A 15,453-nucleotide genomic window follows, 5' to 3' on the forward strand; every position below is an offset into this window, starting at 1 on the left:
CGCGCCGCGCCGGGGAGATCCGGCGCGGCGCGCGTTGCGGCTCCGGCCCGGTTCAGAGGAACCAGGTCGCGGTGACGGGCAGGAAGCTCACCACCAGGAGCGTGGCGAACATCGCCAGGATGAACCACTTGCAGTAGCCCATCACCTCCTCGATCTTCAGCCCGGTGGCCGAGCACACCGTCAGCAGCACCGAGGCCACCGGCGGGGTCTGCTGCCCGATGCCGAGATTGAGGCAGACGATCACCCCGAAATGCACCGGGTCGATGCCCATCTGCTGGCTCAGCGGCAGCAGCATCGGCACCACCACGATGATCGCCGCCGAGGCATGCAGGAACATGCCGAGGAACAGCAGGAAGACGTTGATCAGCAGCAGCCGCAGCACGTAGCTCTCGGTCAGCCCGCCGAGCCCCTCGGCGATCTTCTGCGGGATCTGCTCGTTGGCGAGGAACTGCCCGAGCACCGCCGAGCCGGCGATGATCATCATCACCACCGAGGTCTGGCGCACCGTGGCCACGGCGAGGCCGTAGACGATGCGGGTGTCGAGATCGCGCCGCATCACCCAGCCGAAGACCAGCGCCGCCACCGCGCCGAGCGCCGCCGCCTCGGTGGGCGTGACGAAGCCGCCGATCAGCCCGCCGACCACCAGCACCGGGATCATCAGCGGCACCAGCGCCGCCTTGAAGGCCCGCCCGAGCCGCGGCAGCTCGAAGGCGGCGTCCACCGGGTGCCCCTCGCGCCGGGCGAAGATGTAGCTGGTGATCATGAAGGCGCCGCCGAGCAGGATCCCCGGCACGATGCCGGCGATGAACAGGTCCTTGATCGAGGTGTTCGTCGTCACGCCATAGAGCACCATGGGGATCGAGGGCGGGATGATGATGCCGAGGGTGGCGCTGGTCGCCGTCACCGCCGCGGCGAAGGGCTTGGGATAGCCCTGCTTCGCCATCGAGGGGACGAAGATCTTGCTCATCACCGCGGCATCCGCCACCGCCGAGCCCGACATCTCGGCCATGAACATCGAGGTCACCACGTTGACATGCGCCAGCCCCCCGCGCATCCAGCCGACCAGCGCCCGCGCCAGCGCGATGATGCGGTCGGAGATCGAGGTCGCCCCCATCAGCTCGCCCATGAAGATGAACAGCGGGATCGCCAGCAGCACCACCTTGTTGACGCCCGAGAACATCTGGATCGGCGCCATGATCAGGTCGATCCCGGACACCGCCATCGAGATCGTCGCGGCGATCATCAGCGCGAAGCCGATGGGCATGCCCATGGCGATCATCAGGAGCAGGAGGCCGATCACCAGCCAGGCCATCGCTCAGCCCTCCTCTTGGGGTTGTTCGCCGGGGGCGTCGGAGAGCGCCGCGCGCAGCCGCGCCGCCACCGCCACCAGCAGCAGCACCGCCGCCAGCGGCAGGATCAGCATGAACCAGCCCTGGGCGATCTCCGCGGTCTCGATCTCGGTGCTGCCGGAGACCCGGATCATCCGCACCGACTGCCAGAGCAGCATCGCGAGGAACCCCGCGATCAGCCCGGCATTGACGCAGGCGAGCAGCCGGCGCGGGCGCCGCGGCAGCGCCTCGGCCAGCAGGTCGAAGGCGATGTGCCCCTCGCGCCGCATCGCCAGATAGGCGCCGAGGAAGGCGATCCAGACCAGCAGGAAGCCCGGCACCTCGTCGGCGGTCACCACGATCGAGCCGAGCAGGTCGCGCAGCGCGAAATAGACCGGGCGCATGCCCTCCCAGTCCTTCGCCAGGTCGCGCATCAGGCCGAGCACGAGATAGCGGTTGAGCACGTTCAGCAGGATGAAGAGGCAGGAGGCGGCGAAGATCGCCACCGCCACCGCCTCGACAATCCGGTCGAGGATCCGCAGGGATCGCATCACTGCGCGCCGCGGATGATCGCGAGATACTCCTCGCCCTGGCTCTCCTCGTAGTCGGCATAGCTCTCGGCGGTGGCCGCCTTGAACGCCGCCAGATCGACCTCGTTGATCTCGATGAGCGCCTTCATCTCCTCGAAGTATTTCGCCTCGAGCGCGGCGGCGGAGTCATAGGCCGCATCGGTGATCTCGCGCCCGACCTCGACGAAGACCGCCTGCTGCTTCGGCGTCAGGCTGTCGAAGAAGGCGTTGGAGGCGAGCAGGAACGACGGCGTGTAGACATGCCCGGTGAGCGAGAGATACCCCGCCACCTCGAAGTGCTTCTGCTCGTAGAAGCCGTAGGTCGCGGCCTCGGCGCCATCGACCACGCCGGTCTGCATCGCGGTGAAGGTCTCGCCCCACGACACCTTCTGCGGCGTCGCGCCCATGTTCTGGAACACCTGCTGGCGGAACTTGCCGCCGGAGATGCGGATCTTCAGGCCCTCGAGGTCGAAGGGCTCGGTGATCGCCCGCTCGGCGTTGATCACGTGCCGGAAGCCGTTCTCGTAGACCCCGATCACCTTCATGTTGCCGACCTCCTCGATCCGCGCGCGGATCGCGTCCTCGAGCCCGGCCGCCATGGCGCGGCGGACATGGTCGCGGTCGGCAAACAGCCAGGGCAGGTCGAAGACGCCGAGCTTCCTGTCGAGCTTCATCACGCCCGAAGCGACGTTGATCATCTCCAGCGAGCCGGCCTGGATGTTGGTCATCAGGTCCTTCTCCTTGCCGAGCTGGCCGGAGGGGAAGAGCTTGAACTCGAACTGCCCGGGCAGGCGCGCCTCCACCGCCTCGGCAAACAGCACCGACTGCGCGTGCAGCGGCGAGAATTCCGAGACATGGCTGGCGATGCGCACCTCGCGCGGCTCGGCGAGGGCGAGGCCGGCGCTGAGCGCGAGGCCGGCGGCGGCAAGGGTCAGGTGCTTCATGGGGGTATCCTTCCTTGGGGGGGCGTCCGCCTGTCAGCGGATCTCGGTGGTGTAGTGGAACTGGTCGGCCCGCCCGCGCGAGCGGCGCCATTCGAGCGGCGCGCCGCCGATGCCGCGGGCCAGCCGGTCGATCACGATGACCGGGGCGCCGGCGTCGATCTGCAGCAACCGGGCGGTTTCGGGGCCCGCGGCCTCGGCCCGCAGCGCCTCGTCGGCGGAGACCACGAGCTGCCCGCAGGCGCTCTCGTAGACGGGGTAGAGCAGCGGCCCGACCTCGCCGACCGGGATCTCGAGGAAATCGGCGAAGGGCCCGGCCGGCAGCCAGATCTCCTCGGCCAGCACCGGCTCGCCGCCGATCAGGCGCAGGCGCGACATCGCGATCCCGAGCGCATCCGCCCCGAGGCCCAGCGCCTCGGCGACATGGTCCGGCATCGGCGCGACCTCGCGGTGCAGGATGCGCCCCTCGGGCATGCGGTTCTCGCCGGAGCGGTCGCGGAAGCGGAAGAAGCGGAACAGCGAATGATCGAAGCGCGGGCGGCGCACGAAGGTGCCCTTGCCGCGGAAGCGCTCCAGCAGCCCCTCGTCCACCAGCATGGCGATGGCCTGGCGCGCGGTGCCGGGGGCGATCTCGAAATGCTCGGCCAGCCAGGTCTCCGAGGGCGCCCGCTCGCCCGGCTTCCAGCGCCCGGCATTGATCTCGCGGCGGAGCTCGTCGGCCAGCCGCTGATAGAGCGGCAGGCGGCGGTCTCCGGCGAGTTCCGGGTCGTGGCGCGACATCGGGCGGCTCCCCCTCGGGCGATTCCATCTGGACAAACTCTGGTTCTTAAGTTCTCTATAGAACCAGAGATGTCAAGAGGTGATGCATCATGCTGCTGACCGGCGCGAACCGGCTGATGGGCGGGGTCTCCGGGCCCATCGACGGCCATGCCCATGTCTTCCACCACGCGCTGCCGATGGCGCCGGGCCGGCGCTACACCCCCACCGCGGACGCGACGCTGGCCGATTACGCGGCGCTCCTGCGCGGGCACGGGCTGGCCGGCGGGCTGCTGGTGCAGCCGAGCTTTCTCGGCGCCGACAACAGCTTCCTGCTGGCCGCGCTGCGCGAGGCCGAGGCCTGGGAGGATCTCGCGCTGCGCGGCGTCGTCGTGCTCGATCCGGCGGATCCGGGCTGGCCGCAGGCGCTGGCCGAGGCCGATGCGGCGGGTGTCGTGGGGATGCGGCTCAACCTTGTCGGCCGGCCTGCCGATGCCGCCGCGCTGGCGCCCTGGGAGCCGCTCCTGGCGGCGGTCTCGGCCCGCGGCTGGCATGTCGAGCTGCATTGCGAGGGCGCCCGCCTCGCCCCGGTGCTGGAGGCCCTGCTGACCCGCTGCGAGACCGTGGTGGTGGACCATTTCGGCCTGCCGTCCGACGCCGCCGGCGCCGCCTGCCCCGGCCACCGCGCGATCCTGGCGGCGCCGAGGGGCCGGGTCTTCGTCAAGGTCTCGGCGCCCTACCGGGTGTTCCCGCGCCTCGCCTCGGCAGAGGCGGCGCGGGCTTGCCGGACGGTGTTCGGCCGCCTCGCCGGCGCGCTCGGGCCGGAGCAGCTGCTCTGGGGCAGCGACTGGCCCTGGACGCAGTTCGAGGGCCGGCACGACTATGCCGCCAGCCTCGGCTGGCAGGCCTGCTGGACCGGCGCTTCGGGCGCCTAGCCGCCCCGGCGCAGCCCGAGCGGGGCGGCACAGACCAGCCGGCCGCTCTCGGTGCGCTCCACGGTGATCGGCACGCCGTAGACCTCCGAGAGCCGCGCCGCGGTCAGCGCCGCCTCGGGCCGCCCGCGGGCGCGGATCGCGCCGCCCTGCATCAGCAGCACCTCGGCGCCGAGGGCAAAGGCCTGCTCCGGGTCATGGGTCGAGAAGATCACCCCCCGCCCCTCCGCCGCGCCGGCCCGGGCGAGCGCCGCGATCTCGGCCAGCACCCGCGCCCGGTTGCCGAAATCGAGGCTGGCGGTGGGCTCGTCCATCACCAGCAGCGGCGCGCCCTGCGCCAGCGCCCGCGCGATCAGCACGAGCTGGCGCTGGCCGCCGGAGAGGCGCGTGTAGTCCTGCCCGCCGAGCCCGGCGATGCCGAGCCGGTCCAGCGCCGCCGCCGCCGCCGCATGATCGGCCGCGCCGGGGCTGGCGAAGGGCCCGAGCCGCGCGGTGCGCCCCATCAGCACGATCTCGCGCGCGGCATAGGGAAACGGCGGGGCATGGGCCTGCGGCACATAGGCGATGCGCCGGGCCACCGCGGCCCGCCCGAGCCGGGCCAGCGGCGCCTCGCCCAGCGTGACCGTGCCGCCGAGCGCCGGGATCAGCCCGAGCAGCGTGCGGAACAGCGTGGTCTTGCCGCAGCCGTTGGGCCCGAGCAGGCAGAGGATCTCCCCCGGGCCGACCGCGAGCGAGAGCCCCCGCCCGATCGCCCGCCCGCCATGGCCGATGGCGAGGTCGCGCGCCGCGAGCCTCACGACCAGCCCCGCCGCCCGCGCGCCAGCAGCCAGATGAAGAAGGGCGCGCCGATCGCCGCGGTGAGGATGCCGAGCGGCACCTCGGTGGCGGCGATGCTGCGGGCCAGCGTGTCCACCACCAGGAGATAGCCCGCCCCCACCGCCGCCGAGACCGGCAGCAGCCGCCCGAAGCCCGGCCCCACCAGCATCCGCCCGACATGCGGGATCACCAGCCCGACCCAGCCGACGACGCCGGCCACCGCGGTGACGCTCGCGGTCACCAGCGTCGCCGCCACCACGGTCCAGAGCCGCAGCCGCCCGGCCTCGACGCCGAGCGCGCGGGCCTCCTCGTCGCCCATGCCGAGCACGTTGATGCGCCAGCGCAGCAGCCCGAGCACCACCAGCCCCAGCACCACCGCCGGCAGCGCCGGGGCGATGTCGGCCGGGGTCACCGCGGCGAGCGAGCCGAGCAGCCAGAAGGTGATCGCGGGGAGCTGGTCATAGGGGTCGGCCAGCACCTTCACCAGCGAGGTCGCGGCCCCGGCCAGCGCCCCGACGACGACACCGGTGAGCACCAGGACCAGCGTCGGATCGCCGCGCTGCACCGCCGCCGCCACCACCCAGACCAGCGCCACCGCGCCGAGCCCGCCGGCAAAGGCCGCGAGCTGGATGCCGAGCACCGGCAGCGACAGGAAGATCCCGAGCACCGCGCCGAGCCCGGCGCCGGCCGAAACGCCGAGGATGTCCGGCGAGACCAGCGGGTTGCGGAACAGCGCCTGATAGGCCGCCCCGGCCGAGGCCAGCGCCGCCCCGAGCAGCAGGGCCGCCGCGACCCGCGGCAGCCGCACCTGGCGCACCACGATCCCGGCCTGGCGGTCGCCCTGGCCGAGCAGCGCCGCCGCCACCTCGCCGGGGGTCAGCGCATAGGGGCCGACCAGCAGCGCCGCGCCGGCCAGCACGAGCAGCGCCGCGAGCAGCGCCGCGCCGAGCCGCCAGCCGCCGCCCGCGGTCACCGCGGCGGGCTCCCCCCGGCCCAGGCCTCGAGCGTGTCGAGCTCGGCCTCGGTCAGCGCCACCTGGTAGTAGAGCGCGTAGAACTCCCGGATCTCGTCGCGCAGCCGTCCCCCCCAGCGCTCCGGCCAGAGCCGCCCGGCCATCCAGCGCAGCCCCATCATCCGGTTGATCGAGGGCGGCCGGTCGATCCAGCCGAAGGGCGCGGTGGGCGCGAGAAGCACCCGCCCCGCGCGCAGCGCGGCGATCCCGGCCCAGAGCGGGTCCGCCCGCACCCGGCGATGGAACCCCGCATCCCAGGTCACGATGACCTCGGGATCGGCGACGATCACCTGCTCGATCGAGGCCTGCACGATGCGCCCGCGCCCCGGCGCCTCGGCGACGTTCACCCCGCCGGCGCGCTCGATGATCTCCGAATTGATCGAGCCGCGCGTGCCGGTCTCGAGCCCGGCCGGCCCGCGCGCCAGATAGACCCGCGGGCGGGCCGCCTCCGGCACCCCGGCGAGCACCGCGTCGACCCGGGCCAGCGTGCCCTCGACATCGCGGGCCAGCCGCTCGGCGCGTTCCTCGACCCCGAGGATCGCGCCCATCAGCCGCAGCGCCTCGGCGGTCGCCTCGAAGCGCCCGTCGATCAGCACATAGGGGATCCCGGTCTGCGCCTGCACCCGGTCGGCGAGATCGACATAGGTCTCCCGCACCGAGCCGAAATCGAGGATCAGGTCGGGCGCCGCGGCGATCACCCGCTCGAGATTGGCCTCGCCGCCGCGGCCGGTGAGGCGGCCATGCTCCGGCAGGTCGCGATACGGCGCGGCGATGAACGGGCGCTCCTCCGGCCGCAGCGCCCGCGGCCAGCCGAGCATCGTCTCGGGCGCCAGCACGTAGAGGAACACCGCCGCCGGCGGCCCGGCGGCAAAGACCCGGCCGATCGTCTCGGGCACCTCGACGCGGCGCCCGGCGCTGTCGGTCACCATCCGCGCCGAGGCCGGCCAGGCCAGCGCGACCAGCAGCAGACAGGCCAGGATCCGCGTCATGCCTCACTCCCCGGCGGGCAGCGCCCCGCTCTCGAACCCGTATTCCGCAAGCACCCGCTGGCCCGCCGGCGACAGGATGTAGACGGCCAGCTTCCACGCCTCCTCGGGCGCGCCGTCGAGCACCATCAGGCCATAATCGGCGCCCACCGACAATGCCGCCGGGATCGCCACGATGCGCAGCTCCGGCACCTCGGCCCGTGCCAGCACGGCATTGGTGCAATAGGTCAGGAAGATGTCGGCGCGGTCGTTCTCCATCACCCAGCCATAGGTGTTGCGGCCCTCCGGGGCGCTGGCGCTGTCCGGCCCGCCGGTGAGCTGCAGCGCCTTCGCCTTGAGCGCCTCGGCGGCCCCGGGCACGAGCGCCTCGGCCCTGTCGAAGAGCGCCCAGGCATAGTCGCCCGAGGGATCGGCCTTCGGCGTCGAGGTGCCGAGCCGGGTGCCATCGTCGAGCATCGCCGCGAGCAGCGTGTCGCTCTCCGCCGTCGCCTCCGGCTGGGTCAGCGCGCAGAGCCGGTTGCGCGCGAACAGCGCCACCGGGCCGCCGCGGCCCGCCGCCTCCAGCCTGCGCGGATGGCGCATGTTGGCCGAGGCGAAGACATGCGCCGTCTCGCCCGCCTCGATCCGCCCGCGCATCAGGCCCGAGGGGCCGAACCGCGTCTCCACCGCCGTGCCGTGGCGCTCGGCAAAGGCCTCCGCCACCGCGCCGAGGGCGGTCTTGAGGCTGCCGGCGGCAAACAGGGTCACCGGCTCGGCGGCGGCGCCGAGGCTCATCAGCATGGCTCCGGCGGCGACGGCCCCGGCGATTGCGCGCGATCTCATGGTGGTCCTCCCCTTGTCTCGACCTGCACCTTCTGATGCATTCTCATGCAAAATTACGCAATCCTTGTTGTTTCGTTCGAGGCAATCGCCATCCGTCGCGGAGGCTGGCATGATGTGCACCATGAACACACCGGCGACACATGCGGCGCGGCTCGGCCGCGGGCTGCGCGAGGCCAATGGCGCGCTCGGCGATCTCGGCACGCTCCTGCCGCTGATGCTGGGCGCGATCGCCATGGGCGGGCTGGCGCCGGCGCCGGTGCTGGCCGGCTTCGGCCTGGCCTATCTGATGACCGCGGCGGTCTATCGCCTGCCGGTGCCGGTGCAGCCGATGAAGGCGGTGGCGGCGCTGGTGGTGACCGGCGCGGTGAGCCCGGCGGCGCTGGCGGCGAGCGGGGTGCTGCTCGGCGCGGTGCTGCTGCTGCTCGGCACCGGCGGCGCGGTGAAGCGGCTGGCGCGCGCGGTGCCGCAATCGGTGCTGGCGGGGCTGCAGCTCGGGCTCGGGCTGACGCTGGGGGCGGTGGCGCTCGGGCTGATGGCGGAGGCGCCGGCGGTGGCGGGGCTGACGCTGGCGGTGCTGCTGCTGGCCTTCGTCGCGCCGGCGCTGCCGGCGGCGGTTCTGGCGCTGGCGGTCGCGGCGATCGCCGGGCAGCTGCTGGGGCCGCCGGCCGAGGCGCCGCCTGCGCCCGCCGCCTTCGCGCTCCCCGGCTGGCCCGACCGCGCGGAGATCGAACTGGCGGTGACCGGGCTCGCCCTGCCCCAGCTCGCGATGACGCTGACCAATGCGGTGCTGCTGACGGCGCTGGTGGCGGGCGATCTCTTCGGCGAGCGGGCGGCGCATGTCACCCCGCGGCGGCTGCTGCTGACCAGCGGGGCGGCGAACCTGCTGCTCTGCCCCCTCGGCGCGCTGCCGATGTGCCACGGCGCCGGCGGGCTGGCGGCGCATCACCGCTTCGGCGCGCGGAGCGGGCTGGCGCCGGCGCTGCTCGGCAGCGGGCTGCTGGCGCTGGCGCTGGCGCCCGCCGAAGCCGCCCGGGTGCTGGCCCTGCTGCCGGCGGCGGGGCTCGGCGCGCTGCTGCTGGTGGCGGCGGGGCAGCTTGCGCTCGGCCGTCGGCTCGCCGATGCCCGCCCCTCCTGCCGGCCGGTGATCGCGCTGGCGGCGCTGGTCACGCTCTGGCAGGACCCCTTCCTCGGGCTGCTCGCCGGGCTCGCGGCGGAGACGGCACGGGTCGCGCTCCTGCGCCGGCTGCACCGCCGCGAGGGCTGAGCCCCGGCAGAGGCGCCTCAGGCCGCGGGCGGCAGCCCCAGCACCTCGCCGGCGCGGATCACCGCCGGGTCGTAGGCCTTGCGCGCGAAGACCTCGCGCACCGCCTCGGCAAAGCTCTCCAGCGGCTCGGTCGGATAGTCCGGATCGAAGCTCGACTGGTCCCAGCGCTCGCAGAAATCGGCGCAGCTCCGGAAGCAGGGATGCCCGGCGAAACGCTGGCGCTCCTCCGGGTCCCGGCCATAGTGATGCGCGTAGTAGTAGGTCTGGAACAGGCCGTGATGCTCGACCACCCAGGCGACCTCCTCGCGCACGAAGGGGCGGAGGATCTCGGCGGCCATGCGGTCGTGGTTCTTCGGCGCCAGCCGGTCGCCGATATCGTGCAGCAGGGCGGCCACCACCCAGTCGATGTCGGCACCGTCGCGGCGCGCGCGGGTGGCGGCCTGCAGCCCGTGCTCGAGCCGGGTGATGCGGTAGCCCGAGAGCGTCTCGTCGGCCTGCATCGCCAGCTCCTTCAGCAGCCGGTCGGCGGTGCCCGCGGTGAAGGGCTTCTCGAAACGCTCGAGCAGCTCGTAATCCTCGCGCGTGCCGTCCTTCATCTGCGTGAAGGACACCACGGGCTGCGCGCTGTCGTCCATGCCGGCTCTCCTCTGCTGCTGCTGGCGGCGATGCTGGCGCAAGCGGCGCGGCATGTGAAGCGTTTTCGCGGCCGGCGCAGGGCTACTCCGCCGCCAGCGCGGCGGCGCCGGGGGCCGCCAGCCCGTCCTTCAGGAAGGCGATGAAGCGGTCGGTCAGCGGGTGCCCGCCGGGGCCGCGATAGGCCACCATCGCGGTCTCCGGCAGCGCGGGAAGCGGCGCGCCGAGGATGCGCATTCCCGCCGCCGCCGAGCGCGCCACCGCCGAGACCCCGAGCTGCGCCTGCACCGCCGAGCGCACCGCCTGGATCGCGTTCGCCTCGGTGCCGACGCGCCAGCCGAGCCCGGCCCGGTCGAGCGCCTCGAGCGCCACCCGTCGGAAGCTGCAGGGCGGCTGCATCAGCACCAGCGGCACCGGCTCGGCCAGCGGCGCCCCCTGCGGCGCCCCCTGCGACGCGGCGACCCAGACCATCGGCTCGGTCAGCAGCACCTCCCCGTCATCCGCGCCCATGCCGCCATCCGGCCCGGCCACCGCGACATCCAGCGCGCCGGAGGCCAGCGCCTCGCGCAGCATCAGCCCGGTGCCGAGGCGCAGCTCGAAGACCAGCTTCGGATGCGCCTGGCGGAAGCGGCCGAGCAGCGCGTGCAGATGGTCCGGCGCGAGATAGTCGGCAAAGCCCACGCGGAACGGCGCCGCCGCCTCCGGCGCGGTGAGCGCGGTGGCCGCCTCGTCGGCAAGCGCGAGGATGCGCCGGGCATAGCCGATCAGCAGCTCGCCCTCCGGCGTCTGGCTGACATGGCGGCTCGAGCGCCGGAGCAGGCGCGTCTGCAGCCGCTCCTCGAGCTTGGCGATCTGCAGGCTCACGGCAGACTGGGTGCGCCCGATCCGCTCCGCCGCCGCGGAGAAGCTGCCGGTGTCGGCGATCGCCACCAGCGCCCGCAGCGTGATGAGATCGACATCGAGGCGGAAGGGAGATCTATTGGCGTCGCTCATCGGTCGAATTGGCACAACTCGTTTCACTGATCACCGGCAGGCTGCCATATCGCTCATCGGAGCGCAATGATCCATGAGCGCTGCCAATGGCACTCGCCTGCCCCGCCAGGCCCCCGAGGGAAGGAGCCCCGACATGACCATGATGAAGGCGATCGGCTACACCAGGAGCCGCCCGATCGACGCGCCGGAGGCGCTCGAGGCCGTGGAGATCCCGGTTCCCGAGCTGCGCCCGCGCGATCTCCTCGTCGAGGTGCAGGCGGTCTCGGTCAACCCCGTGGACGTCAAGGTGCGGATGCGCGCCGAGCCGGAGAGCGGCCACAAGATCCTCGGCTTCGACGCCGCCGGGATCGTCCGCGCCGCCGGGCCGGAGGCGACGCTGTTCCGGCCGGGGGACGCGGTCTTCTATGCCGGCGACGTCACGCGCCAGGGCACCAACGCGGCGCTGCACGCGGTGGACGAGCGCATCGTCGGTGCCAAGCCCGCCAGCCTCTCGATGACCGATGCGGCGGCGCTGCCGCTCACCGCGATCACCGCCTGGGAGCTGCTGTTCGACAGCTTCCGCATCCCGGAGGGCGGCGGCGCCGGGCAGAGCCTGCTGGTGATCGGCGGCGCCGGCGGGGTCGGCTCGATCCTGATCCAGCTGGCGCGGCAGCTCACCGGGCTCCGGGTGATCGCCACCGCCTCGCGCGACGAGACCCGCGACTGGTGCCGCCGCATGGGCGCGCATGACATCGTCGACCACCGCGCGCCGCTGCCGGCGCAGCTCGCCGCGCTCGGCGTGCAGCCCGACCACGTGGCGGCGCTGACCGCCACCGACCGGCATTTCGACGCCATCGTCGAGATGATCCGCCCGCGCGGCCAGATCGGCATGATCGACGATCCGCAGGGCCTCGACATCATGAAGATCAAGCCCAAGGCGCTCTCCTTCCACATCGAGTTCATGTTCGCCCGCTCGATGTTCCGGACCGCCGACATGGATGCCCAGCACGCGCTGCTCGACCGGGTGGCGGCGCTGGTCGATGCCGGCCGGATCGTCACCACCGCCAACGAGACGCTGGGGCCGCTGACGGTGGAGAGCCTGCGCGCGGCGCACAGGAAGCAGGAGAGCGGCCGCGCCATCGGCAAGACCGTGCTCGGCGCGATCGCCTGACGCCGCCCGCCCCCGGCTTCCGGGCCCGGGCGCGCGGCCATCGCCGGGCCGCGCGCCGCCCCCGTGACAACGCGGCGCCGGCATGATTATGCTGCGCCGCAACATCACTCGGAGAGACCGCCGGACGGGAGATTCGGTTGCTCAATGGCACGCGACCTGCGGGAAATATATTGATACCGCGTAAATTTGTGTGGTTTAGACGGTTTTAAGCGAAGGCAGGCCACATATATCGGGGCCTCGACAGCATGGCGCCGGGTCATAGAGATTTACGAAACCGCCCGGCCGCTTTACGAGCAGGACCGCGCACCGCGTCGGGCGGCCATGAACAGCGGCGGCGGGGCAGAACATTCACCGGACGGGAAGCACCGATGCAGATCACCGAGGCAGACCACGACGAGGCCGGGGCGGCAGGGGGAACGGGCTCGGCGGGCCTGACCCATCTCGACCGGCTCGAATCCGAGAGCATTCACATCATCCGCGAGGTGGCGGCGGAGTTCCGCAACCCGGTGATGCTCTACTCGATCGGCAAGGACAGCGCGGTGATGCTGCATCTCGCGATGAAGGCCTTCGCCCCCGGCAAGCCGCCCTTCCCGCTGCTGCATGTCGACACCACCTGGAAGTTCCGGGAGATGATCACCTTCCGCGACGAGACGGCGGCGCGGCTCGGGCTCGACCTGATCGTGCACATCAACCAGGAGGGGGTGGCCCGCGGCATCGGCCCGATCAGCCACGGCTCGCGCCTGCACACCGACGTGATGAAGACCGAGGGGCTGAAGCAGGCGCTCGACAAGTACGGCTTCGACGCGGCCTTCGGCGGCGCCCGGCGCGACGAGGAGAAATCCCGCGCCAAGGAGCGCGTCTTCTCGTTCCGCAGCAAGGCCCATCGCTGGGACCCGAAGAACCAGCGCCCGGAGCTCTGGAACCTCTACAACACGCGCATCGCCAAGGGCGAGAGCGTGCGCGTCTTCCCGCTCTCGAACTGGACCGAGCTCGACATCTGGCAGTATATCCGCCGCGAGAACATCCCCCTCGTCCCGCTCTATTTCGCCGCGAAGCGCCCGATCGTGATGCGCGACGGGGTGATGGTGATGCGCGACGACGAGCGCCTGCCGCTCGAGCCCGGCGAGACGCCCGAGATGCGCCAGGTGCGCTTCCGCACGCTCGGCTGCTACCCGCTGACGGGGGCCGTGGACTCCGCCGCCGCCAGCGTCTCCGACATCATCGTGGAGCTCCTGCAGTCGCGCCATTCCGAGCGCCAGGGCCGGGTCATCGACAAGGACCAGATCGGCTCGATGGAGAAGAAGAAGCAGGAAGGGTATTTCTGATGCTGGACCGCAAGAATGCGCCCGCCGCCTTCGATCTCGACGGCTTCATCGCGCAGCAGGAGAAGAAGGACCAGCTGCGCTTCCTGACCTGCGGCTCGGTGGATGACGGCAAGTCGACCCTGCTCGGCCGGCTGCTCTACGACAGCAAGACCGTGTTCGAGGACCAGCTCTCCGCCACCGAGACCGAGAGCCGCAAGTTCGGCACCCAGGGCGAGAACATCGACCTCGCGCTGCTGGTCGACGGGCTGCAGGCCGAGCGCGAGCAGGGCATCACCATCGATGTCGCCTATCGCTATTTCGAGACCGAGAAGCGCAAGTTCATCGCCGCCGACACGCCGGGCCACGAGCAGTATACCCGCAACATGGCCACCGGCGCCTCCACCGCCGAGCTCGCCATCATCCTGATCGACGCGCGCAAGGGCATCCTGACCCAGACCCGGCGGCACAGCTTCATCGTCTCGCTGCTCGGCATCCGCCACGTGATCCTGGCGGTGAACAAGATGGACCTGGTGAACTACGACCAGGGCACCTTCGAGGAGATCGCCTATACCTACAGCGCCTTCGCCGAGCGCCTCGGCATCGAGGACGTGCGCTGCGTGCCGCTGTCGGCGCTGACCGGGGAGAACGTGTTCAACCGGGGCACCGAGATGGGCTGGTATGACGGCCCGCCGCTGATCGAGATCATGGAGACGGTGGAGATCCGCCGCGCCGCGGTGGACGCCCCGTTCCGGATGCCGGTGCAGTGGGTCAACCGCCCCAATCTCGATTTCCGCGGCTTCAGCGGCACCATCGCCGCGGGCCGGGTGCATCGCGGCATGGAGGTGACCGCGAGCCTCACCGGCAAGGCGAGCCGGGTCGCGCGCATCCTCGGCCCCTCGGGCGATCTCGACAGCGCCGCCGCCGGCCAGGCGGTGACCGTCGTGCTCGAGGACGAGATCGACATCAGCCGCGGCGACCTGCTGGCCGCCGGCGATCCGAAGCCGCAGGTGGCCGACCAGTTCGCCGCGCATCTGATCTGGATGGACGGCGAGGCGATGCTGCCCGAGCGGCCCTATCTGGTCCGCTTCGCCACCGCCTCGGCGACCGCGCAGATCACCGATCTGGTGCACCGGGTCGATGTCAACTCGCTCGACCATTTCGCGGCGAAGACGCTCGAGCTCAACGAGGTCGGCTACTGCAAGTTCGCGCTCGACCGGCCGGTCGCCTTCGACGCCTATGGCGCCAACCGGCAGACCGGCTCCTTCGTGCTGATCGACCGCTACACCAACGCCACCGTCGGCGCCGGGGTGATCGACTTCGCGCTGCGCCGGGCGAGCAACATCGAATGGCACGAGATGAAGGTGGACAAGGCCGCCCGCATCCGCGCCAGCGGCCACCTGCCGAGCGTGCTCTGGTTCACCGGGCTCTCGGGCGCGGGCAAGTCCACCGTTGCCGACATGGTGGAGCAGAAGCTGCACGCCGCCGGCAAGCGTACCTATCTGCTCGACGGCGACAATGTCCGCCACGGGCTCAACAAGGATCTCGGCTTCACCGACCAGGACCGGGTGGAGAACATCCGCCGGGTCGCCGAGGTGGCGCGGCTGATGGCCGATGCCGGGCTGATCGTGCTGGTCTCCTTCATCTCGCCGTTCCGCTCGGAGCGGCAGATGGCGCGGGCGATGATGGACGAGGGCGAGTTCATCGAGGTCTTCGTCGACACGCCGCTCGAGGTCTGCGAGTCGCGCGATCCGAAGGGGCTCTACAAGAAGGCCCGCGCCGGCGAGCTGAAGAACTTCACCGGGATCGATTCCGACTACGAGCGCCCGCTCGCCCCGGAGGTCACGCTGAAGAGCGCCGAGGCCGCCCCCGAGGAGCTGGCCGAGCGCGTGGTGGCGCATCTGCGCCAGACCGGCCGGATCTGATCCGCGGCATCAGGGGCCGCGAGAA

The 15,453-nt window shown here is 72.0% G+C and carries 15 protein-coding genes; 5 read left to right on the forward strand and 10 right to left on the reverse strand.

Translation table 11 applies throughout. From position 1 onward, the window contains the following. Positions 1-52: 52 nt before the first annotated feature. From QSJ97_RS11575 to QSJ97_RS11590, 4 genes are read right to left on the reverse strand one after another with little or no spacing between them, the layout of a single operon-like run. Positions 53-1,312 (reverse strand): TRAP transporter large permease, encoded by a 1,260-nt coding sequence (locus QSJ97_RS11575; RefSeq protein ID WP_285671923.1) that lies wholly within the window; start codon positions 1,310-1,312, stop codon positions 53-55. Positions 1,313-1,315: 3 nt separating this feature from the next. Continuing rightward, entirely contained in the window at positions 1,316-1,879 is a 564-nt protein-coding gene (locus tag QSJ97_RS11580) for a TRAP transporter small permease (protein WP_285671924.1), read from the reverse strand. Continuing rightward, entirely contained in the window at positions 1,879-2,841 is a 963-nt protein-coding gene (locus QSJ97_RS11585; RefSeq protein WP_285671925.1) for a TRAP transporter substrate-binding protein, read from the reverse strand. The genes QSJ97_RS11580 and QSJ97_RS11585 overlap by 1 nt, the downstream gene beginning before the upstream one ends. 33 nt (positions 2,842-2,874) lie before the next feature. After that, on the reverse strand, positions 2,875-3,618 hold the full coding sequence (locus QSJ97_RS11590) for a GntR family transcriptional regulator (RefSeq protein WP_285671926.1): 744 nt from the start codon (positions 3,616-3,618) through the stop codon (positions 2,875-2,877). 89 nt (positions 3,619-3,707) lie between these two features. On the opposite strand from QSJ97_RS11590, the gene QSJ97_RS11595 reads away from it, so the two are divergent. Beyond that, complete coding sequence (locus QSJ97_RS11595) at positions 3,708-4,529, forward strand: amidohydrolase family protein (RefSeq protein ID WP_285671927.1); 822 nt, start codon at positions 3,708-3,710, stop codon at positions 4,527-4,529. On the opposite strand, the gene QSJ97_RS11600 is transcribed toward QSJ97_RS11595, so the two are convergent. The 4 genes from QSJ97_RS11600 to QSJ97_RS11615 are packed head-to-tail and all read right to left on the reverse strand — an operon-like array spanning position 4,526 to position 8,162. Beyond that, a complete protein-coding gene (locus QSJ97_RS11600) occupies positions 4,526-5,323 on the reverse strand; it encodes an ABC transporter ATP-binding protein (protein WP_285671928.1) in 798 nt (265 codons plus the stop codon). The genes QSJ97_RS11595 and QSJ97_RS11600 overlap by 4 nt on opposite strands. Then, positions 5,320-6,315, reverse strand: coding sequence for a FecCD family ABC transporter permease (locus tag QSJ97_RS11605; RefSeq protein WP_285671929.1), 996 nt, complete (start codon positions 6,313-6,315; stop codon positions 5,320-5,322). The genes QSJ97_RS11600 and QSJ97_RS11605 overlap by 4 nt, the downstream gene beginning before the upstream one ends. Then, positions 6,312-7,343: an iron ABC transporter substrate-binding protein gene (locus QSJ97_RS11610; RefSeq protein WP_285671930.1), complete on the reverse strand. Its 1,032-nt coding sequence runs from the start codon at positions 7,341-7,343 to the stop codon at positions 6,312-6,314. The genes QSJ97_RS11605 and QSJ97_RS11610 overlap by 4 nt, the downstream gene beginning before the upstream one ends. A 3-nt stretch (positions 7,344-7,346) precedes the next feature. Next, the gene (locus QSJ97_RS11615) at positions 7,347-8,162 is read right to left on the reverse strand and encodes a molybdate ABC transporter substrate-binding protein (protein WP_285671931.1); all 816 of its coding nucleotides are present in this window, start codon (positions 8,160-8,162) and stop codon (positions 7,347-7,349) included. 109 nt (positions 8,163-8,271) lie between these two features. Here QSJ97_RS11615 and QSJ97_RS11620 point away from each other — a divergent pair, with 109 nt between their 5' ends. Beyond that, positions 8,272-9,426, forward strand: coding sequence for a putative sulfate/molybdate transporter (locus QSJ97_RS11620; RefSeq protein ID WP_285671932.1), 1,155 nt, complete (start codon positions 8,272-8,274; stop codon positions 9,424-9,426). Positions 9,427-9,443: 17 nt separating this feature from the next. Here the strand turns inward: QSJ97_RS11620 and QSJ97_RS11625 are convergent, their stop codons facing one another. Then, on the reverse strand, positions 9,444-10,061 hold the full coding sequence (locus tag QSJ97_RS11625; protein WP_285671933.1) for an HD domain-containing protein: 618 nt from the start codon (positions 10,059-10,061) through the stop codon (positions 9,444-9,446). A gap of 82 nt (positions 10,062-10,143) precedes the next feature. Next, entirely contained in the window at positions 10,144-11,052 is a 909-nt protein-coding gene (locus QSJ97_RS11630) for a LysR substrate-binding domain-containing protein (protein ID WP_285671934.1), read from the reverse strand. Positions 11,053-11,185: 133 nt separating this feature from the next. On the opposite strand from QSJ97_RS11630, the gene QSJ97_RS11635 reads away from it, so the two are divergent. From QSJ97_RS11635 to cysN, 3 genes are all read left to right on the forward strand, one after another. Continuing rightward, on the forward strand, positions 11,186-12,202 hold the full coding sequence (locus QSJ97_RS11635; RefSeq protein WP_434220911.1) for a zinc-binding alcohol dehydrogenase family protein: 1,017 nt from the start codon (positions 11,186-11,188) through the stop codon (positions 12,200-12,202). A gap of 368 nt (positions 12,203-12,570) precedes the next feature. Continuing rightward, the gene (cysD, locus tag QSJ97_RS11640; protein WP_285671935.1) at positions 12,571-13,527 is read left to right on the forward strand and encodes a sulfate adenylyltransferase subunit CysD; all 957 of its coding nucleotides are present in this window, start codon (positions 12,571-12,573) and stop codon (positions 13,525-13,527) included. Then, positions 13,527-15,428 carry a sulfate adenylyltransferase subunit CysN gene (gene cysN, locus QSJ97_RS11645; RefSeq protein WP_285671936.1) on the forward strand — a complete coding sequence of 634 codons (1,902 nt, stop codon included), beginning with the start codon at positions 13,527-13,529 and terminating at the stop codon, positions 15,426-15,428. Before cysD ends, cysN begins: the two co-directional genes overlap by 1 nt. Positions 15,429-15,453: the final 25 nt, after the last annotated feature.

It is taken from the genome of Paralimibaculum aggregatum (assembly GCF_030270585.1).
Classification (GTDB): Bacteria; Pseudomonadota; Alphaproteobacteria; order Rhodobacterales; family Rhodobacteraceae; genus Thermohalobaculum; species Thermohalobaculum aggregatum.

Coding starts and splice junctions, on each gene's coding strand:
- QSJ97_RS11595 (WP_285671927.1), top strand. CDS start 3,708: ATGCTGCTGACCGGCGCGAACCGGCTGATGGGCGGGGTCTCCGGGCCC.
- QSJ97_RS11620 (WP_285671932.1), top strand. CDS start 8,272: ATGATGTGCACCATGAACACACCGGCGACACATGCGGCGCGGCTCGGC.
- QSJ97_RS11585 (WP_285671925.1), bottom strand. CDS start 2,841: ATGAAGCACCTGACCCTTGCCGCCGCCGGCCTCGCGCTCAGCGCCGGC.
- QSJ97_RS11635 (WP_434220911.1), top strand. CDS start 11,186: ATGACCATGATGAAGGCGATCGGCTACACCAGGAGCCGCCCGATCGAC.
- cysN (WP_285671936.1), top strand. CDS start 13,527: ATGCTGGACCGCAAGAATGCGCCCGCCGCCTTCGATCTCGACGGCTTC.
- QSJ97_RS11590 (WP_285671926.1), bottom strand. CDS start 3,618: ATGTCGCGCCACGACCCGGAACTCGCCGGAGACCGCCGCCTGCCGCTC.
- QSJ97_RS11575 (WP_285671923.1), bottom strand. CDS start 1,312: ATGGCCTGGCTGGTGATCGGCCTCCTGCTCCTGATGATCGCCATGGGC.
- QSJ97_RS11610 (WP_285671930.1), bottom strand. CDS start 7,343: ATGACGCGGATCCTGGCCTGTCTGCTGCTGGTCGCGCTGGCCTGGCCG.
- QSJ97_RS11615 (WP_285671931.1), bottom strand. CDS start 8,162: ATGAGATCGCGCGCAATCGCCGGGGCCGTCGCCGCCGGAGCCATGCTG.
- cysD (WP_285671935.1), top strand. CDS start 12,571: ATGCAGATCACCGAGGCAGACCACGACGAGGCCGGGGCGGCAGGGGGA.
- QSJ97_RS11625 (WP_285671933.1), bottom strand. CDS start 10,061: ATGGACGACAGCGCGCAGCCCGTGGTGTCCTTCACGCAGATGAAGGAC.
- QSJ97_RS11580 (WP_285671924.1), bottom strand. CDS start 1,879: ATGCGATCCCTGCGGATCCTCGACCGGATTGTCGAGGCGGTGGCGGTG.
- QSJ97_RS11630 (WP_285671934.1), bottom strand. CDS start 11,052: ATGAGCGACGCCAATAGATCTCCCTTCCGCCTCGATGTCGATCTCATC.